The 23,981-nt window shown below is 33.0% G+C and carries 23 protein-coding genes; 7 read left to right on the top strand and 16 right to left on the bottom strand.

Annotated features, from left to right (window positions below; all coding sequences use genetic code 11):
* Positions 1 to 12 precede the first annotated feature (12 nt).
* Positions 13 to 792 carry a lipoprotein insertase outer membrane protein LolB1 gene (gene lolB1, locus LUU93_RS06865; protein ID WP_232679650.1) on the top strand — a complete coding sequence of 260 codons (780 nt, stop codon included), beginning with the start codon at positions 13 to 15 and terminating at the stop codon, positions 790 to 792.
* 24 nt (positions 793 to 816) lie between these two features.
* A complete protein-coding gene (locus tag LUU93_RS06860) occupies positions 817 to 2,067 on the top strand; it encodes a murein hydrolase activator EnvC family protein (RefSeq protein WP_232679648.1) in 1,251 nt (416 codons plus the stop codon).
* Positions 2,068 to 2,098: 31 nt separating this feature from the next.
* On the opposite strand, the gene LUU93_RS06855 is transcribed toward LUU93_RS06860, so the two are convergent.
* Complete coding sequence (locus LUU93_RS06855) at positions 2,099 to 2,518, bottom strand: CBS domain-containing protein (protein WP_053472968.1); 420 nt, start codon at positions 2,516 to 2,518, stop codon at positions 2,099 to 2,101.
* A 206-nt stretch (positions 2,519 to 2,724) separates the two neighbouring features.
* On the opposite strand from LUU93_RS06855, the gene rbfA reads away from it, so the two are divergent.
* The 5 genes from rbfA to LUU93_RS06830 all read left to right on the top strand — a co-directional run bounded on the left by rbfA (position 2,725) and on the right by LUU93_RS06830 (position 6,578).
* On the top strand, positions 2,725 to 3,117 hold the full coding sequence (gene rbfA, locus LUU93_RS06850) for a 30S ribosome-binding factor RbfA (RefSeq protein ID WP_057121824.1): 393 nt from the start codon (positions 2,725 to 2,727) through the stop codon (positions 3,115 to 3,117).
* Position 3,118: 1 nt separating this feature from the next.
* Positions 3,119 to 4,318 carry an ABC transporter permease gene (locus tag LUU93_RS06845; protein WP_232679646.1) on the top strand — a complete coding sequence of 400 codons (1,200 nt, stop codon included), beginning with the start codon at positions 3,119 to 3,121 and terminating at the stop codon, positions 4,316 to 4,318.
* 170 nt (positions 4,319 to 4,488) lie between these two features.
* Entirely contained in the window at positions 4,489 to 5,916 is a 1,428-nt protein-coding gene (locus tag LUU93_RS06840; RefSeq protein ID WP_232679644.1) for an MATE family efflux transporter, read from the top strand.
* A gap of 119 nt (positions 5,917 to 6,035) precedes the next feature.
* Positions 6,036 to 6,293, top strand: a complete 258-nt coding sequence (locus LUU93_RS06835; protein WP_232679642.1) for a type II toxin-antitoxin system Phd/YefM family antitoxin — start codon at positions 6,036 to 6,038, stop codon at positions 6,291 to 6,293.
* 9 nt (positions 6,294 to 6,302) lie between these two features.
* Positions 6,303 to 6,578: a Txe/YoeB family addiction module toxin gene (locus LUU93_RS06830; protein WP_232679640.1), complete on the top strand. Its 276-nt coding sequence runs from the start codon at positions 6,303 to 6,305 to the stop codon at positions 6,576 to 6,578.
* 79 nt (positions 6,579 to 6,657) lie between these two features.
* On the opposite strand, the gene dusB is transcribed toward LUU93_RS06830, so the two are convergent.
* From dusB to LUU93_RS06755, 15 genes are all read right to left on the bottom strand, one after another.
* Positions 6,658 to 7,650 carry a tRNA dihydrouridine synthase DusB gene (gene dusB / locus LUU93_RS06825; RefSeq protein WP_180857035.1) on the bottom strand — a complete coding sequence of 331 codons (993 nt, stop codon included), beginning with the start codon at positions 7,648 to 7,650 and terminating at the stop codon, positions 6,658 to 6,660.
* 150 nt (positions 7,651 to 7,800) lie between these two features.
* Positions 7,801 to 9,090 carry a flexirubin biosynthesis putative acyl-CoA ligase FlxY gene (flxY, locus tag LUU93_RS06820; protein WP_232679638.1) on the bottom strand — a complete coding sequence of 430 codons (1,290 nt, stop codon included), beginning with the start codon at positions 9,088 to 9,090 and terminating at the stop codon, positions 7,801 to 7,803.
* Complete coding sequence (locus LUU93_RS06815) at positions 9,087 to 10,757, bottom strand: C45 family autoproteolytic acyltransferase/hydrolase (protein ID WP_232679636.1); 1,671 nt, start codon at positions 10,755 to 10,757, stop codon at positions 9,087 to 9,089. Before LUU93_RS06815 ends, flxY begins: the two co-directional genes overlap by 4 nt.
* 5 nt (positions 10,758 to 10,762) lie before the next feature.
* Positions 10,763 to 12,280, bottom strand: a complete 1,518-nt coding sequence (locus LUU93_RS06810; RefSeq protein WP_232679634.1) for a phytoene desaturase family protein — start codon at positions 12,278 to 12,280, stop codon at positions 10,763 to 10,765.
* Positions 12,281 to 15,958: an MMPL family transporter gene (locus tag LUU93_RS06805; RefSeq protein WP_232679632.1), complete on the bottom strand. Its 3,678-nt coding sequence runs from the start codon at positions 15,956 to 15,958 to the stop codon at positions 12,281 to 12,283.
* Between the two features lie 251 nt (positions 15,959 to 16,209).
* Entirely contained in the window at positions 16,210 to 17,397 is a 1,188-nt protein-coding gene (locus tag LUU93_RS06800) for a DUF2062 domain-containing protein (RefSeq protein ID WP_232679630.1), read from the bottom strand.
* An 18-nt stretch (positions 17,398 to 17,415) separates the two neighbouring features.
* Positions 17,416 to 17,901, bottom strand: coding sequence for a hypothetical protein (locus LUU93_RS06795; RefSeq protein WP_232679628.1), 486 nt, complete (start codon positions 17,899 to 17,901; stop codon positions 17,416 to 17,418).
* Between the two features lie 3 nt (positions 17,902 to 17,904).
* On the bottom strand, positions 17,905 to 18,276 hold the full coding sequence (locus tag LUU93_RS06790; protein WP_232679626.1) for an ApeI family dehydratase: 372 nt from the start codon (positions 18,274 to 18,276) through the stop codon (positions 17,905 to 17,907).
* 9 nt (positions 18,277 to 18,285) lie between these two features.
* Positions 18,286 to 18,903, bottom strand: a complete 618-nt coding sequence (locus tag LUU93_RS06785; RefSeq protein ID WP_232679623.1) for an outer membrane beta-barrel protein — start codon at positions 18,901 to 18,903, stop codon at positions 18,286 to 18,288.
* Positions 18,903 to 19,496: a porin family protein gene (locus LUU93_RS06780; protein WP_232679621.1), complete on the bottom strand. Its 594-nt coding sequence runs from the start codon at positions 19,494 to 19,496 to the stop codon at positions 18,903 to 18,905. The genes LUU93_RS06785 and LUU93_RS06780 overlap by 1 nt, the downstream gene beginning before the upstream one ends.
* Positions 19,497 to 19,533: 37 nt before the next feature.
* Positions 19,534 to 20,169: a flexirubin biosynthesis protein LolB2 gene (gene lolB2, locus LUU93_RS06775; RefSeq protein ID WP_232679619.1), complete on the bottom strand. Its 636-nt coding sequence runs from the start codon at positions 20,167 to 20,169 to the stop codon at positions 19,534 to 19,536.
* Positions 20,135 to 20,761, bottom strand: a complete 627-nt coding sequence (lolA2, locus tag LUU93_RS06770) for a flexirubin biosynthesis/transport protein LolA2 (RefSeq protein ID WP_232679617.1) — start codon at positions 20,759 to 20,761, stop codon at positions 20,135 to 20,137. Before lolA2 ends, lolB2 begins: the two co-directional genes overlap by 35 nt.
* Positions 20,762 to 20,852: 91 nt before the next feature.
* Positions 20,853 to 21,566, bottom strand: a complete 714-nt coding sequence (locus LUU93_RS06765) for a polysaccharide deacetylase family protein (RefSeq protein WP_232679614.1) — start codon at positions 21,564 to 21,566, stop codon at positions 20,853 to 20,855.
* Between the two features lie 68 nt (positions 21,567 to 21,634).
* Positions 21,635 to 22,696 (bottom strand): beta-ketoacyl synthase N-terminal-like domain-containing protein, encoded by a 1,062-nt coding sequence (locus LUU93_RS06760; RefSeq protein WP_232679612.1) that lies wholly within the window; start codon positions 22,694 to 22,696, stop codon positions 21,635 to 21,637.
* Positions 22,696 to 23,895, bottom strand: coding sequence for a beta-ketoacyl-[acyl-carrier-protein] synthase family protein (locus LUU93_RS06755; RefSeq protein ID WP_232679609.1), 1,200 nt, complete (start codon positions 23,893 to 23,895; stop codon positions 22,696 to 22,698). Before LUU93_RS06755 ends, LUU93_RS06760 begins: the two co-directional genes overlap by 1 nt.
* Positions 23,896 to 23,981: the final 86 nt, after the last annotated feature.

The following is a 23,981-nucleotide window of genomic DNA, read 5'->3' as shown; positions in this document are numbered from 1 at the left end:
GGAGAAATTAAGATGAAAAAATATATTGCAATTGCATTAATGCCGGTTTTTATGATTTCATGTAAATCAAAAGCCGTCGTTGTTCAAAACAATAATACTACCGAAGTTGTCGCAAAAAAAGACAATAAAGCAATCGAAAAACATTACGAAAACAAATTAGATTTTTCGACTTTAAGTATAAGAGCAAGCGCAAGATATGAAGACGAAAAGCAAAGTCAGAATGTTACAGCCGATATAAAAATCGAGAAAGATAAACAGATTTTAATAAGTGTTAGATTCTTAGGAATAACAATGGCAAAAGCTTTAATAACGCCAACAGTTGTAAGTTATTACGAAAAAATAAACGGCACTTATTATGAAGGGGATTTTAGCAGTTTGAGTAAATGGCTGGGAACGGAATTAGATTATAATAAAGTTCAGAATTTATTGATTGGAGAAGCTTTTGATGATTTAAGAAAGGGAGATTATACACAGACAATTGTAGAAAATCTTTTTCGTTTAGAAGATCAAAAAGAAGAGAATATTAAAAAAGCATTTTATTTAGATCCGGAAAAATATTTGCTTCAAAAAGAAGAGATTTCGCAGCCATCTGAAAACAGAAAATTAGAAATTAATTATTCAGATACTAAAACTTTCAATCAGGGAACTATTCCAACATCATTAGTAATTAATGCGTTGCAGCCAAAAGGAACAACCAATATTAATTTGAATTATAATAATATATCATTTAATGAAGAACTTTCTTTTCCGTATAGTGTGCCGAGCGGTTATAAAAAAGTTTTAATTAAGTAAATTTGTAAAAAGATAAATAGAAAGATGCCAAAATTTCTCCTAAGCCTAATTTTTGTTTGCGCCACGACTTTTGTCTGGGCACAAGATTCGCAGCAAGAAAAACTTGAACAGCGCAAAGCGCAGATTCTTCAGGAAATAAAAGACAACGAAAAAATGCTGCAGTCTGTAAGGAAAAAAGAAAAATCAGCAGTGAATGAATATTTAATTCAGGCAAATAAAATTAAACTTAAAGAAAAGCTGATCAATACAACAGCAAAGCAGGAAAGAATTTTAAGCAACGATATGTATATTAACCAGGTTCAGGTTAATAAGCTGAAAAAAGAACTGGCTGTTTTAAAAGAAGATTATGCAAAAATGATTTTGAAATCGTATAAAAGCCGTTCTGAGCAAAGCAGGGCAATGTTTATTTTATCTTCAGAAAGTTTTTTACAAGCCTACAAAAGAGCGCAATATTTAAAACAATATACTAATTTCAGAAAAAATCAAGGTTTAGAAATTCAGTCTAAAACTGCACAACTAGTTGAATTTAATGCAAAACTAGATGGGCAGAGACAAGTTAAGAAAAAGATTATTGTTGAAAACGAAAAAGAAAAACAAAGTTTAGAAGTAGAGAAAAAAGAACAGCAAAAGCTTGTTAATGCGATTAAAAAAGATAAAAACAGAATTGCTGCTGATATTAGAGCAAAACAAAGCGAATCAAAAAGAATTGACAGACAAATTGATCGTTTGATTCGTGAAGCAATTGCCGAAGCAAACAGAAAAGCAGCGTTAGAAAAAGCAAAAGAAAATCCTGGGTCTACAACTGTAAAACCAGTCTCATCTTCTAAAATCGCAATGACTCCGGAAGATAAAGTTTTAGCTGCCGATTTTAAAGCGAATAAAGGAAGACTGCCTTGGCCGGTAGAAAAAGGATTTATTTCACTAGGTTATGGAGATCAGCCTCACCCACTATATCCTTCAATTTCTGTACATAATTCAGGAGTTGAAATTACAACAGAAGACGGGGCAAACGCAAGATCTGTATTTGCAGGTGAAGTTTTCAGTGTAATGGTTTTATCTCCGGTAAATACCGTAGTTATGATTCAGCATGGAGATTACTTTAGCGTTTACCAAAACCTGAGTAAAGTATTTGTAAGCAAGGGAGAAAAAGTTTCTATCAAACAAAGTATTGGAAAAGTAAGAACTAGCGGCGATACCGGAAAAACGGTCATCAAATTTTTGATTCTGCAAAATACAACAAATACTGATCCTGAAAATTGGTTACAAAACAGATAATAAAAAGGGAGCTATTTTAGCTCCCTTTTATTTAATCATATTGTTCTAAAAAATATTTAATAACATCAGTTGTTGTTACAATCCCTTTCAGTTCTCCGTTGTCTACAACCGGAAGAGCGTGAAATTCTTCTTTTACAAATGTCGATGCTAAATCCTTAATAATAGTATCAGAAGAAAGAGTTTTTGGTTTTGATGTCATAACCTGAGGAATCGTAAGCATGTCTAAAATAGCTTCATCAACACCCTCTTGTCCGTCGAACAAAGCACCAAAAGTAAGACGGTTCACATCTGTACGGCTGATAATGCCCACTACTTCTTTACCGTTTACAACTGGAATATGTCGAATAGAATTCGATTTTAATTTTTCTACTACTTTTCTTAAATCGTCATTTTGATTTACAGTCACCACGGTTTTAGTCATGATGTGACTAATTGGTTCTCTTTTTTTCATAATAGATCAGTTTTATATTTACACCAAATATGTAAAATAATTCTGATAAATAATATGATTTTTATCAGCTTTTATAAGAATTAAAAAAGGTAGAAGACAGCTGTTTCTTGAGAGTAGTACATTAAAAACAAGACAAAAATTCAATAATAATTCTTTACTTAATTTGAAATTGCATCGAATGAATTTAAAAATAGTATTTTTGCACTATGGAAACAAATAGACAGAAAAAAATAGGCAGTGTCATCCAAAAAGATTTGGTTGATATTCTGCAAGGTGAAGTGCGAAAAAATGGAGTTAGCAATTTGGTAATTTCAGTATCCAAAGTTAGTGTAACCTCAGATTTATCTGTGGCAACGGTATATTTAAGCATTTTTCCTCAAGAAAAAGCAAAAGAAACTTTAGAAGGAATAAAATCAAATACAACTTTAATAAAACATGATTTATCGCAGCGCGTTCGTCTGCAATTGCGTCGCGTACCAAATTTGGTTTTCTTTATTGATGACTCATTAGATTATATAGAAAAAATTGACAATGCATTAGCAGGAAAAGAAAACCCTATTGAAAACCGTGATCTTTTAGAAAAAAGAAGAAAATCATAAATTGAATTTCCCATTTTACATAGCCAAGCGTTATCTTTTCAGTCTTAGTAAAAATAACGCTATTAATATCATCAATTTAATTGCCAGCATGGGAATTATTGTTGGTACAATGGCTTTGTTTGTGGTTTTATCTGTTTTTAGCGGATTAAAAGTTTTCAGTCTTTCGTTTACAAATGAGATTGATCCAGATTTAAAAATGACAAGTACGTACGGAAAATCATTTTTAATTTCACCCCAGCAAGAAAAAGAGCTGAAAGAAATTAATGGTGTTGCCTGTTACACAAAAATTATTGAAGAACGGGTTTTGTTTTTATTTAAAGACAAACAGCGTGTTACTTATTTAAAAGGTGTTGACAGTATCTATCCGGTTGTAAACAATATTAAAGTAAAACTTTTTAACGGACAATGGCTAAAACCAGATTCGTATCAAGTTGTTATTGGTTACGGAATCGCTCAGGATTTTTCGCTGGGAATTCTTGATTTCGAAAACCCGCTGCAGATATTTGCTCCAAAACCCGGAAAAGGAGCAATTGACAATCCCGAAGAAGCATTTAATAAAACAGATGTTTTACCCGTTGGGATTTATTCAATCAGCGAAGATTTAGATTCGAAATATGTTTTTGCCGATTTAGGTTTAACACAGGAATTATTAATGTATAAGCCAAATCAAATTTCGGGAATCGAATTTAGGTTAAAACAAAACGCAGATGAAAATGCGGTGAATGCACAGATTAAAAAGATTTTTAATAATAAAGTCACTATAAAGAATAGAGAGCAATTGAATGAGTCTTTATATAAAATGCTCAATACCGAAAATATTGCTGTTTATTTAATTTTTACACTTGTAATTATTGTGGCACTTTTCAATTTGATTGGAGCTTTAATTATGATGATTTTAGACAAGAGGACAAATTTAAAAACCCTTTTTAATCTGGGAACAGAAATAAACAGTTTGAGAAGAATTTTCATCCTGCAAGGAACTTTACTAAGTGTTTTTGGAGGTTTGATAGGACTTTATTATGGGATTATATTAGTCACATTGCAGCAAAAATATGAGCTGATAATGATCACGCCAACGCTGGCTTACCCAGTTGTTTTTACACTTGAAAATGTTGTAATCGTAATGACAACAATTGTTTCCCTAGGATTCGTGGCATCACTTATTGCCAGCAGCCGTGTAAGTAAAAAATTATTAGATTAATATTTTCTTTCAAAATATTACTTATATTTACCGCCTTGAAAATTCACAGCATATGATAGTTTCTGCCTAATCCTATTTTATTTTTAAGAATAATTAGGATACTTACGTTTTTTACTTTTCAGTTCAGATAAACACATCTGGACAAATTTTATCATTTATCCTAATATATCATGACAGAAACAACTATACAAAAAAGTTTTTTTTCTAAATTTTTTACCACTTTAAAACAAGCCTTAAAAGGCGACGAATCATTTGATTATACTGCCGGAAGTATAAAGAAAGCCGTAATTCTATTAGCCATTCCGATGGTTTTAGAAATGATGATGGAATCGGTTTTTGCTTTAGTCGATTTATATTTTGTCGGACATTTGGAGCATAGCAGTTTTGCTATTCAAACGGTTGGTTTGACCGAATCTGTGTTGACTATTATATATTCTCTTGCAATAGGAATGAGCATGGCTGCAACAGCAGTTGTAGCAAGGCGTATTGGAGAAAAAGATCCGGTCGCTGCCGCAAAAGCCGGAATGCAGGCCATAATTGTAGCATTTGCCGTTAATGCTGTCCTGAGTATTCTCGGAATTATTTATGCAAAAGACATTTTACTCTTCATGGGCGCATCTGTTGAAGCGGCTGAGCACGGTTTCAGATTCACACAGATTATGATTGGCTCAAGTTTATGCATTATGCTTTTATTCCTTATTAACGGAATTTTCCGTGGAGCAGGAAATGCAGCCATTGCAATGAAAAGTCTTTGGATTGCCAACATTTGTAATATTATTTTATGCCCGATTTTAATTAACGGTCTTGGGCCAATTCCTGCTTTTGGTCTAGTTGGAGCTGCCTTGGCAACAACTTTAGGAAGAAGCATTGGAGTTTTATATCAGGTTTATCATTTGTTCTCTGGAAACGGAATTTTAAAAATTAAAACAGCGTATTTCGCTCCAGACTTTAAACAAATAAAAGCGTTAGTTAAAATAGCTGCACCGGGAATTTTACAATTTGTAATTGCATCATGCAGCTGGATTTTCTTAGCACAATTAGTAGCAACAACCGGAGGCGATCACGGTTCTGCAGGATATCAAACGGCACTTAGAATAATGATGTTTTTCATTCTTCCGGCCTGGGGATTAAGTAATGCGGCAGCAACTTTAGTTGGGCAGAATTTAGGAGCAAAACAAATTGAACGTGCCGAAAAATCGGTTTATACAACAGCAAGGTATAACGTAATTTTCATGGCAGCGATTATGATTATTACTTTAGGCTTAGGCCAATATATTATTTCATTTTTTACCAATGATGAAATGGTTAAAACCATTGCGGTCGAAGCACTGCAAATTATGAGTATCGGATTTATCTTTTACGGAATCGGGATGGTTTTGATCAATACTTTTAATGGAGCAGGAGATACGTGGACACCAACCGGAATTAATTTCTTCGGGTTTTGGCTTTTTCAAATTCCGCTGGCTTTTGTATTAGCCAAACATTTTAATATGGGGCCAACCGGAGTTTTCATCGCAATTCCCGTTGCCGAAACTGCTATAACTTTAGCTGGAATCTTTTTCTATAAAAGAGGAAAATGGAAAAGAGTTCAAGTGTAATTTTATAAAAGGCCTTCAAATCGAAGGCTTTTTTTATATAAAAAAGTTAAATATTAGAAAAACCATTTTTAAAAGCATAAAACATTGTACATTTGAGCGTACAATTAAAAGTACACATTATGAAAGCAATTACAATATCTACATTGAGGAAAAATATTAAAAACTATTTTGATGAAGTGTCAGAATCGTCAGAAATAATTGTTGTTCCCAGAAATACAGAAGAAGATGCAGTTGTAATAATTTCAATGAAAGAGTATAATTCTATATTAGAAACACAACATTTATTATCAACTAAAGCAAATAGAAAAAGGCTTTCAGAATCTATTGAACAAATGGAAAATGGAAAATTGACATCTTATAATTTAGACGAATTGTAGCAGAAGAATATGGATATTTGTTTTACAAAAAATGGCTGGGAAGAGTTTGAATATTGGATTGAAAACGATACAGATACTGCAATAAAAATAAAAGAATTAATTAAATCGATTAGAGAAAATCCATTCAAAGGAATTGGTAAACCAGAACCATTGCGACATGATTTAAAAAGTTTTTGGTCCCGAAGAATTAATGGAGAACATCGATTGGTTTATAAAGTATCAGGAACAAAGGGGGTTGATCAAAAGTGTATAATTATACAATGTCAATTTCATTATGATGATTAATAAATACAAAAAAGACCTAACGAAAGGTCTTTTTTGTATTTCAATTCTTTGTCAAATTTCAAAACTCAAAGATTATATTTTAAACAAACTCATATCCAGCATAAACCTGTTCGATTTCTTTCATAATGGCGAATAAATCTTCTGGAGCATCAGTTGTAACTAATTTTTGTTTGAATTCTTTAAAAGAATGAATACCTTTAAAATAGTTGGTATAATGACGACGCATTTCTACAATTCCTAAACGCTCGCCTTTCCAATCCATTGACCATTGCAAATGATTTCTCGCAGCCTCAACACGATCAATAACCGTTGGAGCAGGTAAGTGTTCACCCGTTTTAAAATAATGCTTGATTTCATTAAAAATCCACGGATAACCAATTGCCGCGCGGCCAATCATGATACCGTCAATTCCATATTCATTTTTATATTTTAATGCTTTTTCAGGACTGTCGATATCGCCGTTACCAAAAATAGGCATTGTAATTCTTGGGTTGTTTTTTACACGTGCAATATGAGACCAGTCAGAATGGCCTTTATACATTTGAGCACGGGTTCTGGCATGAATCGTTAAAGCCTGAACACCAATATCCTGAAGTCTTTCTGCAACTTCATCGATATTAATTGAACTTTCGTCCCAGCCTAAACGTGTTTTTACCGTAACAGGCAAATCTGTCCCTTTGATAACAGCTTGCGTCAAACGCACCATCAAATCAACATCTTTTAAAACCCCAGCTCCAGCACCTTTACAAACTACTTTTTTTACTGGACATCCAAAATTGATATCTACTAGATCTGGTTTTACAGTAGAAACAATTTTAGAAGACATCTCCATTGCTTCTTCATCACCGCCAAAAATCTGAATTCCAACCGGGCGTTCATAATCAAAAATATCCAGTTTCATGCGGCTTTTTATAGCATCACGAATTAATCCTTCCGACGAAATAAATTCAGAATACATCATATCAGCTCCATGCGTTTTGCATAATCTGCGAAACGGCGGATCACTAACATCTTCCATCGGTGCGAGTAATAAAGGAAATTCGGGTAATTCTATGTTGCCAATCTTGACCATCTTCATAATTTTTTGCAAAATTACAACATTTAGTTCAATTTGTACCAAATTGGGGTTCAAAGGTTCAGAGTCGCAAAGATTCAAAGGTTTTTTTTATATTGCTGATTAAGAGCCTTTGAACCTTTGTCCCTTTGCAACTTTGTACCTATACTAAGCCCTGTAGTCAAAAAATCTAATTGGTTTGCGGCTCATTGGATTAAAAACTAAAGGATTTAAAGTTTCTTTTGAGGCAAATTCTATTTTTGGCGTTACTCTTAGTTTCGCTCTAAAGTGATCTTTAATTTCCTGTAGAAATTCTGGTGTTTGATTTTTAACTGCAATTTTTATCACGATTTCATCCGTGCCTAAATCGTTTGTAGAGATTTCGATAATATGATTTTCGATATTGTCAAATCCGCTTAAAACATCGTTCATCGCTGGCGGATAAAGCGTTGTCCCTTTGTATTTTATCATTTGCTTTTTACGGCCAACAACAGGACCAACACGCAAAGTATTTCTCCCGCAGGCGCAAGGCTCGTTATGAAGCTGTACAATATCTCCGGTTTTAAAACGCAACAAAGGCATTGCTTCAATACCTAAAGTAGTAAAAGTAAGTTCGCCTGTTTCTCCGTCTTGAACGGGTAAATTATTTTCGTCCAAAACTTCAACAATGATTAATTCCGGATGATGATGACCGCCGTTTCCATGTTCACATTCTGTAAAAGCCGTACTCATTTCGGTCGAAGCATAAGTCGAAAACAACTTAATATTCCATTTATCCGTGATTTTTTTAGATAAAGTATTCATCGAAAAATCCTGATCTCGCAAAGATTCTCCAATGCAGATTGCCCCTTTTATGCTCGAATTATTATAATCGATTCCATGAATTTCGGCATATTCAATCAACTTCAATAAAAAGGACGGAACGGTAATTAAATAACTCGGGTTGTATTTTAAAATCGAATCCCACTGCATTTCCGGAATTCCGGCACCAACACGAATTACACCGACTTTCAATTTTCTTAGACCGAGAAAATATGCCAAACCAGCCATAAATTTTCTGTCGATTGTCGTCATTAATTGTACAACATCGCCTTCGGCAATTCCGGCGCAGGCAAACGAAATGGCTTCGTTATAAGCCAAACGATCTAAATCAGAATCGGTTAAACCAAAAGTCACAGGATCGCCTAAAGTTCCTGAAGTCGAGGCATAGTCGATAATTTTATTTTGCGGAACGCATACAAAATCATCATTATATTGCTGTAAATCTTCTTTTGTAGTAACAGGTAAATGTTGTAAATCTTCAAGGGTTTTAATTTTTGAAATATCAATATTTTGTCCGGCAAAAAGTCTTTTATAAAAAGGAGAATTTTGACTGATATATTGTAAAAGTTCAGATAGTTTTTTTTCTTGAAAAATTTTAATTTCTTCTAAAGAATCTTTTTCTATTGCTGGAATCATTTTAATTTTCTTTTGATTTTTTTTAAATATTTTTCAATTTTTTCTTTTTCAGGCAGCGTCGTAATTTCTTTGGTCAACGCTTTTTCAAAATTAAGTTTTGCCTGCTTAAAATCTTTTATTTGGTAAAAGTACAATCCTGCCTTATAATATACAACCCAATAATCAGGGTTTAATGATTGATAATTTTGAATGAATTCTGAAGAAATTGTTTCTTCCTTACTTTCAAGAAACGAATCTATTTTATCATCTTCGATTTTGAATTTTTTATAATTACTAAAAGCAGCAGTTTCTAAAAACGGATCTTTGGCAATATTTAAATTTTCTTTTTGAAAAGAATTTAAAGAATCATTTTTTCTTTCGCCAAAAACGGAATTTAAATCGTAACAAACAAATTCGCCCAATTGATACGGATTTGCCGAAACCCAAACTAATTTTTCTTTCGGTTTAAAAATAATTCCGTGGTGCGCCATTAATTGGTTCAAAGCTTTTTCGGAACCGTAACCAAGCGGAATATCTTTTAGACCATTTTTATTTCGAAGAATTTCCGAAGCAATTTCGGGATTCACTTTTGGGTTTTCTGCCAGAAGTTCCTGCATCCTTTCAAAGCGATATTCAGAATGACTGTTTACAATTTGTTCCTGATTTCGTTTATCATCTTTGAAAACGTCGCCCTGAAAATGATTCGAACATATCAACTGATCGGTATTTGGAACATCGTAAACATCCATTTTTGTTGGTGAAACTTCAATTAAAATTGCTTTATTGTCGTTTGCACTTCCCACCATTATTGATTCAGAAACAAATACTTTTCTCTTTTTTGCAATCGAAATGGCTTCGTCTATGTTTTTAGCGTGCTGTAAAATTTCGCGTGTCAAAATCGAAATGGGTGTTTTGGCAATTAGCGGAATTTTAGATTTCGAAGCATTAATAGTTACCGTTAAACCTTCCTGATTCATTCCGGAGACGGCACCAACCATTCCCGGCCAGGTAACCATCATAAATTTGTAACCTTCTTTGGGCTTTATAAACGCCACGATTTTATTTTCCGCGAAAGCGTCATTCACATAAAAATCAAAATTACGTCCGAGGATTAAATTTCCATCTTCTGTTTTTTCATTCCACGCAGCAAAAGACGAACAGCCAACCAAAGCCAAATCTTGTAAAGCGTGGCCAATATCGTGCGCCGCATGAAGATATAAACCACGCTGATATTTGGGCGCAATGTTATCAAGTTCATCTGAGGTGTATTCAGAAACGCCATAAATTTCTGTTTGATATTCTTCGGGAACATTCAAATATAATTTTCGATTGTACCATTTTAAAAATTGGCGGAGTATTTTTTGTTCAAAACGGGACGGAATAAAATCTTTTACTTTGGAGAAAAAAATTTGCTGTTGATTTTTTAAAAGAGAATCAGTTAAGGCTCCGGTGTTTAAGCCAATTTCCAGCGGATCACCTTCGACATACAATTCCCAAATGCCTTGTTTATTTTTTAAAAGAGAATTTTTTCCGGAAATAAAAATAGAATCAGATTTTTTTACAACGATTGGTTTCGATGAATTATAGGTCGAAAGATCCGGTTTATGACGCATTGATTTTGATGTTCCGCAGGAAACAAACAAGAGTAGAAAACCGATAAAGAAGAAAAGTAAGATTCGGTTTTTCATGATTTCTATTCAGATTCGGAATTAATTTTCGTAACCAAATATTCTTTGCCCACAATTTCAGAACAAGTTGAAACGGCACCAATTGTTACACCCAAAACACCATGCATATTGATACTCTGCCCTGTAAGATATAAATTATCCAATTTGGTTTTTGCCGGAATCAGCGTTTTCATCGGATTGTTGGAATCTTTCACATAACCGTACATATTTCCGTTATAACCACCAATATAATCGCGATACGAAAGCGGAGTAGAAGTATGAATTGATTTTATACAATCTCCGATTCCCGGAAATTTAAGTTCGATTTCGTTTAAAAATTTGGTCGTTTTTCGCGATTTAAATTCCTCATAACTTTCGCCGCGATCGCTCTTTTCGGCTGTTGTATTAAAAGTATCAACCCAGGGCGCAACATCTTCATATTTCATGTACGTTATAAACGTCATTCCTTCTGCCCAAATTTCCTCTTTTTTTGAAGCATTCATCGAAGCCATAAAACCTTTTGGCCACGAATCTTCATTATATTCATGTGCCGTCCAGACTTCGCTGCTTTTCTTAAAATGATAAAAATTATGATTGATATATTTAAAAGTTTCCGGCTTAAAAACAATGTATAAACTAAAGGCAGAAATAACACCTTCCAAACTTTGTACACGATTAACAAAAGCTTTCCTGAAGTTTTCTTCGCCAGCCATTTTTAAAGTTGTTTTGGGTTCAATATTTGAAATAAACATCGATCCAAAAACTTTCGTTCCATCTTTTAATTCAACAAAATTGACTTTATTATCTTCAACATTAAAACGGGTAACTTCTTTATATTTATAAAATTCGCCGCCGTATTTTTTAAGTTGTTTTAAAAGCTGTTTTGTAATCTGGCTTCCGCCATTAATGCATCGCCACGAACTTTGAATATAAGAGTTTACAGATAAGGCATGAACGTAAAAAGGCGATTTATCAGGAATGCCGGCATATAGAAAATTAGAACCCGCCAGAACTGCTTTTAGTTTTTCATTCTGCGTACATTCTTCAATCGTTTCTTTTGCATTTAATGACAAAATCTCGTTTTCATATTTACCTTCCCAGTTTAAATTATAAAGTGGAAAAGCATCGCAGATGGTTTGCAGTTTTTCGCAGTATTTTTCAATATTTGTTTTTTCTTCAGGGAAAAAAACGGCAAGCTGCTTTGCAAAATTTTCATAACCCTGCGCATGCGGATATTGGTTTTGATCGTCTTCAAACGAAATCATATCGTAACAATTCTCGTCTAATTTTTTTAAATTGAGATGATCAATAATGCCGATGTATTTAAAATATTTATAGAGATTTTGACCTTCGGCTAAACCTCCTATATAATGGATTCCGGTATCAAAAATAGTTTTATCACGAACAAAAGTCTGCAGATTTCCACCGTATTGATTGTTCTTTTCGAGCACACAAACGCTATAGCCTTCTTTAGCTAAAATTATAGACGAAACCAATCCGCCTAAACCGCTGCCAACAATTACTACATCGTACTGCTCTTTCATTTACTTTTTATTTAATACAATTATCGCATTTTCTTCTGCAACAACTTCGAAACCAAAATCCTTTAATTTAGTTTTTAAATGAGAAGAATTAACTAAAATTATTGAAGAAGCTGCAGTCACTTTTTCAAGATCCGAAGCATAATTTTCATCAGAAATTAAAACGATTTCATATTGATTTTCAACTACAGAATCTAGTGAATCCAGATAGGATATTTTTCTCTTTTTTAGAAAATAATTTGTTTTGGCAACCAATACTTTTTCTTCATCATTTATAAAAGAAAATATTTTTCGCTGCGGTTCCTGTAATGCCAATAAAACGTCTAATTGCCCATAATCATTGCCAAGATGTAAAATTTTTGCCTTTGGATTAATGTGTTTATTTAAATTGAAATAGGTTTCTAAATTCTGCTTTAAATCTTTTTTTACAGCATCGCCAATTTCAATTTCTTTATAATCGTAACTATTAATCAGCATTTTTTTGAAATAATCCGGGCCTTCTAACTGCTGGCGAATTTTGCGGTGTTCTGCTTTAAAAAAGGTACTTATTTGTTTTGTTCTTTCGGCATAATTATTCCCGAAAGAAGTATTTTCCGGCGTAATTCTTTCTAAAATAGTAAGGGTTAAAGTTCCGTCGTGAATGACAAAATCTCCTTTCGGGATTAACTCTGAAGCACCATGAATGACAACCGGAATGATGTCTAGCTTAAATTCTTCAGCAAGGAAAAAAGCACCTTTGTGGAATCGTTTAATAACATTATTTTCTGAGCGTGTTCCTTCTGGGAAAACCATTAACGAATATCCTTGGTTTACTTTTTTACGTAAATGTTCAACGCCGCCTTCCAAACCTTCAGAAACCGGATAAAAACCAGCTTTCCTGACAACGCCGCCAAAAATAGGAGAGTTGTAAACCCAGTCGCTTACCAAAAATATAATTTTTGGACTCAGCATTCCAATGGATAAAATATCTAAAAATGAAGAATGATTCGCAATAATAACGGCTGGTTTTTCAAACGTTTCATTAAAATTATTAACGACTTTTTTGTGTATAAAAGGGTTAGAATATAATACCGATTTCATGTATTTTGAAACGACATATCGAAAACCCTGCATTTTTGTTTTTTTGCTGAGCGGCAAAATCGGCATTAATGTAAAACTGAAAATAGACATTAAAATACCGCCCAAACCGTAATAGAAAAATGACATTACACCAAAAATAAAAGTGCGTAATTGAAAAGGCGGATTTCCGTTTTTAGGTCTGTTTGACAAAAATAATTTAAATAGAATTGGATAAAATATAAACGTAATAATTAACGCTGCAAAAACCCCAATTAATGAAACAGAAGAAATAGAACGCAGCGCCGGATGTTTGGCAAAAATCATGGCGCCAATCCCTAAAATAGTTGTAATTACCGCCAGAATAATGGATGTTCTGTAAATTGCAATTTCGTTTTTTCCGTTTGTATATTCTTTCTGTAAAGCACTTGTCATGAAAATACTAAAATCGACACCGTGACCAAAAATTAAAGTGCAGACAATCATGCTGAAAATATTCATTTGAATGCCAAAAATACCCATAATTCCGGCCGTTACAATTCCCGTTAAAGCAATTGGAATACAACTTACGATTACCAATTCAATTCTTCTGAAAAAGAAAAACAGAATTAAAATTACCGCAACAAAAGAATAATTGACAAGTGAATTAAAGTCGGTTTTTAGAGTGCTGAAAAAAGTTTCGTTCATTTGCTGACGATCAATTGCAATAAGATTTTCTTTTGCAGAAGTCAATTTTACAAATTTGTCGCGCTGTTCCGGCGTGACTTTTACTAAAGTAGAAATCGTATAAAAACCATTTTTTTCGGTTACAAATTCTTTCAGCTGTAATGCCTGGATTTTTAAATAATCTTGGGTAGAAATAGGTTTAAAATCAAAATCTAAATGATCAAAAAACAGTGAATAAGTGGTTGGTTTAAAACCGAGTTTTGAACCTTCGGTAATTAATTGAGATTTTAAAATTTGTTTTTTTTCTGAGTTCCAAAACGAATTCCATTTTGCAATTTTTTGAAGCTGTTCTTTTTGCGAAAGCACAATTCCGCCAACAGAACTAAAATTCAAAATTTTGTCTTGTTGTTTTGCTGCAGATAAATCGGCAAAAAGCTTGCTGTTGTTCTGCAAAACTTCTTCCATGCTTTTTCCGTAAGCCGCAACATAAATAGTTTTTGAAGTTAGGCTGGTACTTTCTTCCAATTGTTTTTCGGCCGCTTTAATATCTTTCGGAACAAAATTTAACTGCGACAAATCGTTATTGAAACCAACATCGTTATACGTAAAACAGCAAATAATGGTAATGATAACACAAAAACCAATTAAGAATTTGTTGTTATGAAATGAAAAATGAGCTAGTTTATCGATTGCATTTTTCTTGTGTTCAAAATTGTTTTCTTTTGGTTTGTATAAATGCGGAACAATCAAAAGCGAAAAAATTCCGGCTGCCATTACGATAACGGCTGCAAAAATTCCGAGATCATTCAGCGCATCAGATTTTACAAAAAGCAGACATAAAAAAGCAACAGCAGTTGTTGAACTGCTCATAATTACCGGCATTGTAATGTCTTTATACAATGTTTTGATGTCGCTGTTATGTTTGTAATGTGTCAGAATGTGAAGCGAATAATCGATCGTGATTCCTAATAAAATAGAACCAATTCCGAGAGAAATGGCTGAAATTTGTTCTTTTACAAAATATAAAAACGCAACGGCAAATAAAGCTCCGAAAACCGTTGGCAGAAAAATAATTAACGGGATTAATATTTTTCTGTAAAACAAAATCAAAATCAGCATTAGCGTAATCATTGCGATTGTTGTTGTTAAAACAATATCGCTTTTAATTTGTTTGGCATTTGCAGCCGCAATTAATGCTGAACCAAAATAACTCACAGAAGTTTTTCCTTTAAACGGTGTATTTAAATTTTCCTGAATTGATTTTAGTTTTTCGGCAAAAATGCTGTTTTTTTCTGTTTCGCTTGAAGAAATATCTGAGGTTATAAAAAGCAGTAATTTCTTTTTATCCTTTGTCATTACAAACCCATTGTCGAGCGTAAAATCGTCGCCAATATTTAATTGCTGTAATTTTTTTAAAGCGATAAAAGAAATTCCGAGCGGATCCTGTAGAATAAAATCTTTTGTAATAAATCCCGACGGCGAAATAATCGATTTATAATTTCCCTGAACGGTTGCTGCAATACTATCTTTTTGAAGTTTAGTTTGAATGGCAGTATAATCTTTATCTTCAAGAAAAAGCGGCAGATTATTGTAAACAAAATCGATAGTTTCCTGGATGTTTTCTTCATCAACTTTTCCCTGAATTCCGGTTATGTAAGGTTTGCAGGATTTGGCAACGCTGTCTGAAAAAGTGGCTGCGATTTCTTTTAAATCTTCGGCAGAACCATTTTTTTCGAGTTTGAAAATAACGGTTGTTTTATCGGCAAAGTTTAATTGTTTTAAAACTTTTGCAGTTGCATCGGCTTTGTCATTTGTTGGGATAAGTTTGGTTATGTCTTCTTCAAACTTAATCTGCGAAGCAAAAAATCCAAATACCAAAAGCATCAAAACAGCCAAAAGAACCGAGAGAGATTTTCTTCGGTTTACAAATAAATGAATGGCGTAAAAGTATTGATGCATAATTATTTATTATTGTTTTTTGCCACAGATTATATGGATTAAAATGATTTTTTTTTGCCGCGAATTTCACGAATTTTCACGAATTTATTTTTTGAAATTCAAAGCAACGAAAATCTGTGTAAATCACTTTAATCTGTGGCAAAAATATTTACATTATTTCTGTATCATTAATTCGTGAAAATTCGTGAAATTCGTGGCAAACCGACACAGATAGGAAAATCATTTTAATCCATATAATCTGTGGCAAAACCTTATTTAATATTCGTTTTGTTTTTAGAACTAAAAGCGCTTAAAAGCAAATAACTTATTAAGCCAGCTGATAGTGCTAAAACGGATGCTAAAATAAGACTTCCGACGATATATTGTGCAGCGTTTTTTTGAATATCATCAAGTGTGGCCGAACTATCTAAAATTAGCGGCGCATCGCTCGAAATAAAAAGACTTCCCGTTTTTAAAGAACCGTAGATTACCAGTGGAATAAACGGAGGAAAACTTACATTTGACGACAAAAAAGCGATTACTTTATTGAGCCTGAACAAAGCGGCAAAAGTAAAAAGAAGTATGGTTTGAAATCCCCAAAAAGGCGAAATTCCGATGAAAATCCCCAAAGCAATTGAGGCAGATTTTGTGAAATTAGAATCGTTGCTTTCTAAAATATCTTCTAGAAAAAACTTTTTAAAACCTTTTTTTTTTGCTCGCCGAAAGAAATCGCGAGGTTTAATATACAGCAAAGCATTAGTTACCAAAACCGTATTCAAAATACTGATTCGGGTAAAATCTCTGAAAGGGCGAAAATGCGAAACACGTTCTGCCGGATCATACAAAACCTGAATTGGAATATTTTTTACTACAATTCCTTTCCATGCTGAACGAACAATCACTTCGATTTCAAACTCAAATTTATTGGTGTAAAATCGTTTTGGAATTAATTTTAAAGGATATAATCTAAAACCAGATTGTGTGTCCTGAAGTTCAATTCCGGTTTCAAACTTGAACCAGAAATTAGAAAATTTGTTGCCAAAACTGCTTTTCTTCGGAACATTTTCCTGCGTCATGTTTCGGCTTCCAATTAAAAGTGAATTGGGTTCATTTTGAATTGCTGAAATGAAAACAGGAATATCAGAAGCAAAATGCTGCCCGTCAGAATCTATCGTGATGGCATATTCAAAATTCATTTCAATTGCTTTTCTAAAACCATTTCGCAGCGCTCTTCCTTTTCCTAAATTTTTAGGATGATGAATTTGAGTAAACTGTGAATACTGTTTTAAAATTTCGCTGGTTTCATCTGTTGAACCATCGTTTACAATAATGATATTTTGAGTGAAATCTAAAATAGAATCCAACACTTTTTTCAATGTTTTATGGTTATTGTAAGAGGGTACAATAACACAAAAAGAAGTTGAATCGAGCAGTTCCTGCTTTGATAAAATAGGTTTCATTGAGAATTTTTCATGAGTTTATTTTACAAACTGCTTCTCCTTGTCAGAGAAACTTTTTGATTGTAAAACAAAATCTTTTAGATAATTTTTCAAAGCACCATTTTGCTCGGCATAATGTGCTGTGATAAATTTTTTATCTTCTTTAATATTTTTTTTATAACCCGTAATTCCAGGAACATTTTCCTGAATACTTAACCTGATCATTCTAATCTCGATATTATCAGGGTCAATTTTTATAGTCGATTCCAGAAGTTTTGCACCCTCTTTAAAACGATCAATTTTATTTTTTAATTTATCTTTAAACTTCGAATCCAGCAAAATTGAAGCCGCTTTGTAAGCAACTAAAACTGGATCGTCGTTAGTTGAAACGCCGGCAAGTTTTTCAGTAAATTCTTTAGCATTTGTTTCAGACTTTGTGACATCAGGATACATTTTGCGGATAGAAGCCAAATCTGGCGTTACGGCAAAATTTATCCATAGAAGTAATGACAAAAGGAATTTCATAATTTATAATTTTTTATACACATTGCTTAATTTTAAAGCAGCAGTGTCGTTAAAATATGTCGTGTTTTTCACCTTTACCAAATCATCTTCTGTGGTTGTAATGTCAAGTTCTAAACGCAGTTCCGGATTCGTCTCCGGATTAATTAATGCCATGAATTTTACATTCGAAAGTGTTTGTATTATCAAAGAACTTTTTGTGATTGACTCCACAAGTTCCTTAATAATCTGAATCATGCAAACGCCCGGCATTATTGGGTTTTCAGGAAAATGACCTTTAAAAACCTCATGATTGGCATTAACTAATATACGAATATTATACTTAGCATCGCCTGTTTTCTCCTCTGAAAGTACTTTGTAAAAGTCTTTTAAAACCATAAAATTTTATTATTTCACATCAAAAGAATAGGTAATACCTATTTGAAAATTGACATTAGTATTATAATCACCAAAAAAGTAATCGTTGTTAGAATTATTATAATAATAATTGCTGTCTAAAACATCAAAAAGACCTTTTTTAAATCGAAATTCAAACCCAAGTCCAGAAGGCATTCTGTAAGCAAGCCCAGTTACAAAAGACAAATCGTTATACGTTTTTCTAAAAGCTAAATTGTCGCTTAAAAGAACATCTAAAGCCGGACCAAATTGTACCTGAAAACCCTGACCAAATGTAAATTTATTTATCATAGAAATAGATAAATAACTCATTTGTAAATCCTGATAAATGACTCTTTCTGTTTGTGTATCCGGGTCAGTAAAATTTCGGGCAACATTATTAGATCCTTGTCTGATATAATTTATTTCGGGCTGCAGTGCATAACGTTTGGTTAAGTTTATTTCTCCAAAACCGCCAACATAAAAATCTGGTCTGTAATCAGCATGCATTTCTGAAATTGTCGACAAACTCAAACCAGCTCTTAAACCGGGTTTAAAAGCTGTCTGTGCCTGTAGTTTTATGATTGTAAAAAAAACGAATAAGACAAACGCTAATTTCTTTTTATACATTATTTTACTTTAAAAGTATAGCTGATACCTATTTGAAAAACCTGATTTAAAATAACATCATCATAATAATAATCGTTATTATCAATGTCGTCATAACCGTAAATATCAACAAATCCTTGTTTAATTCTGGCTTCAAAAGTTAATCCATTTGGAAGCGTATAACCCACACCGCCCACAATGGCAAGGTCAAAACCTTCAGGACTCGTGTTTATATAGTTATCGCCCACTTTAATATCTAAAGAAGGCCCGGCCAAAACGTGAAAACCTTTCCCACCAAAATGATATTTTGCAACTGCACCAAGTGTCAGGTAATTTAATTCATATTTTTCAGAATAATAACGGCCGTTTTCAAAATATCTTCCTTCATCCCCTTGTCTAGAATAGGTTATCTCAGGCTGCAGCGAAAAATATCTATTAAATTTAATGTCTACTAATCCACCAATATAAAAATCAGTTTTAGAGCTATTATCATCAATATTGGTTAAAGTTGAGATATTTAAACCGCCTCTAAGTCCAGGGCTAACTTTTACCTGTGCTTGCGATTTTACAAGACCGATAAATAAAACGAATGCAATTAAGGTTATTTTTTTCATCTTTTTATTAGTTTAATTTTATGGTTAGTTTAATTTTCTACTCTGATTTAAAATAATTTAGCTCAATTTTAAGCTTAATATTTTGATGAATAATCTGAATCTTTTCAGCAAAAATATTGTTTTCTGAATTGAAATACAGCGTAAATTTTTCTTTTGTTTTAGATGCGTGAACAATCTTTTCTAATTTTTGATCTTTTTTTGAAATAAAAATATAATTGTCCCGTTTTCCATCAGCCGATTTATAAATGTTATTTGATTCGTTTTCAAATTGTTCCTGAATCAAATATTGTTTTTTTAAAAGCAGTCTAAAATCTTCTTTTAAAGTATTAATTAAAATTTTCCGATCTAATTCTGATACAATCGAATTGACTTTAAAATCATTTTCAGAGATTTCAAAATCCATTAATTTGTTTCCGAATTCTGTTGTAAAAACAATTCGGTGTGTGGTGTCGTTTATTTTTTTTGCAATGAAAATTCCCGACAGTTCATTTCCGTAAACGGATATATTAGTTTTATAAACATAATCAGTTTTTGAATCTGAAAAATACGGAACTTCATAAGACGTTTTGTCTAATTTTTTAGGTGTATAGTTTTTTGTGACCGAGCCGCAAGAAACCAGTACAATTACCAAAAAGCAATTAATTAGTAAAAACTGAATCGTCGATTTTTGCATTGATTACTTTATTTTTAAGTACAATTCGGGTATAATCCTCAGATGATTCTAATAATTTTACCTGAACTACAGTTGCTTCTTCCTTGTCAAAAGTCAGTTCAATTTGTTTGATGTATTTTTTCAGCGTCGCATCTTTCGGAATAAATTTCGCCAGATTCTGACCTTTTAATTTAAAATACGAAATTGTAAATTCTTTATCATCAAACATATTTCCGCTTACACTTCCAACAATCAATTTATTAATTCGTGCAAAGATTTTACTGTTACCAATATCAACCGCACTTTTCTTTCCTTCGTCGTTAATCAGGATTTTTCCGTTTTTGAAAACAATGCTGTAATTGTATGGTTTTTTATATTGCCATTGCAAAAGTGCCGGCTCTTTAAAAACCATTTTTCCTGATGTTTCAATATCTTTCGATAAAAAATCCAAATGTTTGTACTGAACAAAATCCGTACTTAAAGTTTTGATTTTTTTGGCTACCACATTTACATCTTGTTTAAAAGAAGCAATTTCAGCATCGGTCATTTTTTGTTCCTGAGCGAACAAAGAGCTTGAAATAAATAGAATTAGTAATGCTATTTTAGTTTTCATATTTTGTTTAAAATTGTGCTTTAAATTTTTTTTGCCACAGATTAAAAGGATTTACACAGATTATTTATTTAATGTTTGATAAAAATCCGTTTTATCTGCGTTCAATTTCATAAGCATTAAGATTGAGTAATTCTTCAATCGAAACCACTTCATAGTTATTTTGCTGTAAAAATTGCAAAAACTGTTCCAATACCAAAACAGAGTGTGATCCCGTGTCGTGCAAAAGTACAATTCCGCCCGGAGAAACCCGTTTTATGATGCGATTGAAAATTAATTCCTGATTTTTTGTTCCTCCATCAAGAGAACGAATATTCCAGCCAATTGTTTTATGTCCGGTAATTTTTAAAACTCTTCGAATCGAAGGCGTCGTAACTCCGTAAGGCGGACGAAAGAAGTTTATTTTTTTTGAAGTAAATTTTTCCAGAAGCGCATCTGTTTTTTCGATTTCTTCTTTTATTTGTCTGGCATTATAAAAATCAAAAAATTTAGAATGCGAATAAGAATGATTTCCAACCAAATGTCCTTCTTCAACAACTTTTTGAATAATTTCAGGATGTTTTTCAATGTTTTTTCCGATGCAGAAAAAAGTAGCTTTAGCATTGTATTTTTTCAGAAGTTCCAAAACTTGTAAAGTAAATTCACTTGGGCCGTCATCAAAAGTTAAGGCAATTTTTTTCTCTGTTTCCAGCGGATTATTACAGAAAGCTTTTACATGATAATTAGAAGAAATTATAGAAGAACCAATTGCATTTATTCCGATCCAGATAAAAATTATAGCAAAAAAACACCACAGATTTATTGCCATAAAAAGATTCAGAAGAAAAACTAAAAGCAATAAAAAGATAAAAAAGATCGAGATGTTTTTATGCGTTATCATTTTGAAAGTAACGTAAAACTATGATTTTTTCCGTTTAACTGATTGTATAATAAAATGGTTTTATAAGCTGGTTTTACAGCCGAATTTACTTTTATAATTTCTGGAATTCCCTGTGTTTTTAAAATCTTCGAAGCCATCCAAAAAGCAAAAGCCGAAGCCGTATCATATTCACCGCTCAAATGTTTGTAATATAAAACAGGAGTGTTGGCGAAAGCATTTCCAGCCAGATTTTTATAATAATTTTCGAAAGAAGCATTTCCGTCAAAACCTAAAACCACAGCATCAATATCTGAAATTTCTAAATTATTTGATTTTAAAAATAATTTAATTTCTGTTTCAATTTCGTTTTCTTCCAGTGTATTTACGATTGCAATATCCAGAAGCTCGGCATATGTATTATCTTTTCGTTCGTTTTCTAAAACAAAAAAACTGGCACCTTCCCCATAAACCGCACCGTTGGTTTTAGAATTTAAAACATCATACGGAGCAGAATTATCTGCTTTAATTCGGCCGTTTAATTTAAAAAGCGAAGTCGTATAATCACCATTTTCATCAACGCCGCCAACTAAAATTGAATTTGCTTCCTCTTCTTCGATCTGCATTTTAGCATCTAAAAGTGCCGATTCAAAAGAAACCGCGCCGTTTACATAAGTAAAATTATAACCTTTACATTGCTGTAAAAGTGCAATTTGCGCACCAACTGTATTGTGCGTAGATTGAATAAAAGAAGTTGGCGTTAAAAATTCTTCTTTATTATCTAAAATACTTTTCAGGAATTTTTCAGAATCTTCGATGCATCCTAAACCCGTTCCGGTAATAATCGCATCGACTTGTTCGACATTCGCATCTTTCATGGCTAAAGCCGAAGCTACGATCCCGTTTTTCACTCCTTTTGCCATTCTGCGGCTTGCAGCTGGCGAAATATATTCTTTGTATGCCGGCGGAACAATCGCCAGTACATTTTCATCGTGATTTACATTGGCTTCTTCTAAAAAAACAGTATCAAATGTTTTTTGAGTCGAAATACAGCCTACTCCATTTATATATGTTTTTTTCATTAGCTTTTTGAAAATATAAGGGTTGAACAATTTCCTCCAAATCCAAAAGAATTAGATAAAACGTGTTCGATATTTTTAGTTATTAATGAAGTCTGCGGTGTCAAATCGAATTCTTCCATTTGCGTTTCAAAATTCAAATTCGGATAAACAACATTATTCTGAATTGACAAAACGCTGTAAACGGCTTCAATTGCCGCTGCTGCCGCTAAAGTATGTCCGGTAAACGGTTTTGTAGAACTAAAATCAGGAACTTTTTCTTCTTCGTAAATGCGGCGTAAAGCTCTTCCTTCAGATAAATCGTTGTTTGGTGTTGCAGTTCCGTGCACGTTGATGTAATCAATTTGAGAAGGTTTTAAACCCGAAACCTCAAAAGCTTTTTTCATTGCCAAAAAAGCGCCGTCTCCATTTTCTGAAGAAGCCGTTTGATGAAAAGCATCATTTGCATTTCCGTAGCCCGAAACTCTTGCCAGTACTTTTTTGTTTTGTTTGGCCACAATTTCATCCGATTCTAAAACCAAAAAAGCAGCAGCTTCTCCAAGATTTAATCCTTTTCTGTTATTGTCGAAAGGCTTGTTATAATCATCAGATAAAATCATCAAAGTCTTAAATCCGTTGATGGTGAATTTTGACAAAGCATCGGCTCCGCCCACAATTACGCGATCCAATTTTCCGGTTTTGATTAATCTTGCACCCAGCATAATCGAATTTGCTGCAGAGGAACAAGCCGTACTAATTGTTGAAACCATTCCTTTTAAACCTAGTTCTTCTGCAATTTTATCGGCAACATCACCGCCGTCGTGACAGGTGATATATTTTACCAGTTCCGGTTTTTCGAAATAATCGTAATAATGTTTCTCCGTCATGTCCATTCCGCCCACACTTGTAGCCGAAATAAGTCCGGTTCTAAATTCATTGATAGAGGTTATGCCGGCATTTTCAACAGCTTGTTTGGCTGCCAAAGTTCCAATCATAGCGGTTCTCGAAAAATTATTATCGCTGTTTAATTCCAGTTCGCGGATCAATTCATCGTTGGTTTTTTTAATTTCACCTACTTTGATAACATCTGCATGAACTGTAGAAATATTAGAGATACGGGAAATCCCGATTTTATTTTCGATTAATGAATGGTAATTTTCCTCAACCGAATTCCCGATTGCGGAGATAATTCCCATTCCCGTTATTGCAACACCTTTTGCCATTTTAGATTTATGATTTTAGATTTTAGATTCTTGGAACTTTTTCAAAGTTCTTGGATTTTAAAACATTTTAGATTTAGATTTCCAAC

It is taken from the genome of Flavobacterium soyae, assembly GCF_021245985.1.
GTDB lineage: Bacteria > Bacteroidota > Bacteroidia > Flavobacteriales > Flavobacteriaceae > Flavobacterium > Flavobacterium soyae.
Note: the sequence above shows the minus strand (reverse complement) of the source record. Positions and strands in the feature narration are given on the sequence as shown.

Bases quoted from the DNA above. Each gene is read 5' to 3' on its own strand.
- lolB1 (WP_232679650.1), top strand. From the start codon at position 13: ATGAAAAAATATATTGCAATTGCATTAATGCCGGTTTTTATGATTTCA.
- LUU93_RS06860 (WP_232679648.1), top strand. From the start codon at position 817: ATGCCAAAATTTCTCCTAAGCCTAATTTTTGTTTGCGCCACGACTTTT.
- LUU93_RS06855 (WP_053472968.1), bottom strand. From the start codon at position 2,518: ATGAAAAAAAGAGAACCAATTAGTCACATCATGACTAAAACCGTGGTG.
- rbfA (WP_057121824.1), top strand. From the start codon at position 2,725: ATGGAAACAAATAGACAGAAAAAAATAGGCAGTGTCATCCAAAAAGAT.
- LUU93_RS06840 (WP_232679644.1), top strand. From the start codon at position 4,489: ATGACAGAAACAACTATACAAAAAAGTTTTTTTTCTAAATTTTTTACC.
- LUU93_RS06835 (WP_232679642.1), top strand. From the start codon at position 6,036: ATGAAAGCAATTACAATATCTACATTGAGGAAAAATATTAAAAACTAT.
- LUU93_RS06830 (WP_232679640.1), top strand. From the start codon at position 6,303: ATGGATATTTGTTTTACAAAAAATGGCTGGGAAGAGTTTGAATATTGG.
- dusB (WP_180857035.1), bottom strand. From the start codon at position 7,650: ATGGTCAAGATTGGCAACATAGAATTACCCGAATTTCCTTTATTACTC.
- flxY (WP_232679638.1), bottom strand. From the start codon at position 9,090: ATGATTCCAGCAATAGAAAAAGATTCTTTAGAAGAAATTAAAATTTTT.
- LUU93_RS06815 (WP_232679636.1), bottom strand. From the start codon at position 10,757: ATGAAAAACCGAATCTTACTTTTCTTCTTTATCGGTTTTCTACTCTTG.
- LUU93_RS06810 (WP_232679634.1), bottom strand. From the start codon at position 12,280: ATGAAAGAGCAGTACGATGTAGTAATTGTTGGCAGCGGTTTAGGCGGA.
- LUU93_RS06805 (WP_232679632.1), bottom strand. From the start codon at position 15,958: ATGCATCAATACTTTTACGCCATTCATTTATTTGTAAACCGAAGAAAA.
- LUU93_RS06800 (WP_232679630.1), bottom strand. From the start codon at position 17,397: ATGAAACCTATTTTATCAAAGCAGGAACTGCTCGATTCAACTTCTTTT.
- LUU93_RS06795 (WP_232679628.1), bottom strand. From the start codon at position 17,901: ATGAAATTCCTTTTGTCATTACTTCTATGGATAAATTTTGCCGTAACG.
- LUU93_RS06790 (WP_232679626.1), bottom strand. From the start codon at position 18,276: ATGGTTTTAAAAGACTTTTACAAAGTACTTTCAGAGGAGAAAACAGGC.
- LUU93_RS06785 (WP_232679623.1), bottom strand. From the start codon at position 18,903: ATGTATAAAAAGAAATTAGCGTTTGTCTTATTCGTTTTTTTTACAATC.
- LUU93_RS06780 (WP_232679621.1), bottom strand. From the start codon at position 19,496: ATGAAAAAAATAACCTTAATTGCATTCGTTTTATTTATCGGTCTTGTA.
- lolB2 (WP_232679619.1), bottom strand. From the start codon at position 20,169: ATGCAAAAATCGACGATTCAGTTTTTACTAATTAATTGCTTTTTGGTA.
- lolA2 (WP_232679617.1), bottom strand. From the start codon at position 20,761: ATGAAAACTAAAATAGCATTACTAATTCTATTTATTTCAAGCTCTTTG.
- LUU93_RS06765 (WP_232679614.1), bottom strand. From the start codon at position 21,566: ATGGCAATAAATCTGTGGTGTTTTTTTGCTATAATTTTTATCTGGATC.
- LUU93_RS06760 (WP_232679612.1), bottom strand. From the start codon at position 22,696: ATGAAAAAAACATATATAAATGGAGTAGGCTGTATTTCGACTCAAAAA.
- LUU93_RS06755 (WP_232679609.1), bottom strand. From the start codon at position 23,895: ATGGCAAAAGGTGTTGCAATAACGGGAATGGGAATTATCTCCGCAATC.